This is a genomic window from Serratia sp. Z4 (assembly GCF_009900725.1).
Classification (GTDB): Bacteria; Pseudomonadota; Gammaproteobacteria; order Enterobacterales; family Enterobacteriaceae; genus Serratia; species Serratia nematodiphila.
Map to the genome: position 1 here is coordinate 1 of NZ_JAAABD010000031.1, position 646 is coordinate 646.

Consider the following 646-nt stretch of genomic DNA (forward strand, 5'->3'; position numbering starts at 1 on the left):
CGCCCTTCATCGCCTCTGACTGCCTAGGCATCCACCGTGTACGCTTAGTCACTTAACCTCACAACCCGAAGATGTTTCCATCGTTCGCGCTGCAAACATTTGAGAGACTCTATGACAGGTTACTCTTTATCCCAATACTTCTACGGAGGGACAAATTTCAGCCGTCATGTTTCAATTTTCAGCTTGTTCCAGATTGTTAAAGAGCAAAATACTTCGCAGCATACTGTCGCCAATATACTCTGAAGTATTGAAATACCGGACTATATGGTGGAGCTAAGCGGGATCGAACCGCTGACCTCCTGCGTGCAAGGCAGGCGCTCTCCCAGCTGAGCTATAGCCCCATACAGTCACGCGCAGTACCTTTTCCACTTCATGAGAAGTGGTAGGCCTGAGTGGACTTGAACCACCGACCTCACCCTTATCAGGGGTGCGCTCTAACCACCTGAGCTACAAGCCTATAAAGGTATTTCTGCTCGTTACTTTCTATCAGACAATCTGTGTGAGCACGCCACGCGAACTAATATCTTTAGGTAAGGAGGTGATCCAACCGCAGGTTCCCCTACGGTTACCTTGTTACGACTTCACCCCAGTCATGAATCACAAAGTGGTAAGCGCCCTCCCGAAGGTTAAGCTACCTACTTCTTTT

At 48.8% G+C, this 646-nt stretch carries 2 tRNA genes and 1 rRNA gene; all 3 read right to left on the reverse strand.

The features are described 5' to 3' along the window. Nucleotides 1-265: 265 nt before the first annotated feature. Nucleotides 266-341 (reverse strand) — tRNA-Ala (locus GT753_RS25645). A 39-nt stretch (nt 342-380) separates the two neighbouring features. After that, a tRNA-Ile gene (locus GT753_RS25650) sits at nt 381-457 on the reverse strand. Nucleotides 458-531: 74 nt separating this feature from the next. Beyond that, a 16S ribosomal RNA gene (locus GT753_RS25655) occupies nt 532-646 on the reverse strand; the annotation flags it as partial.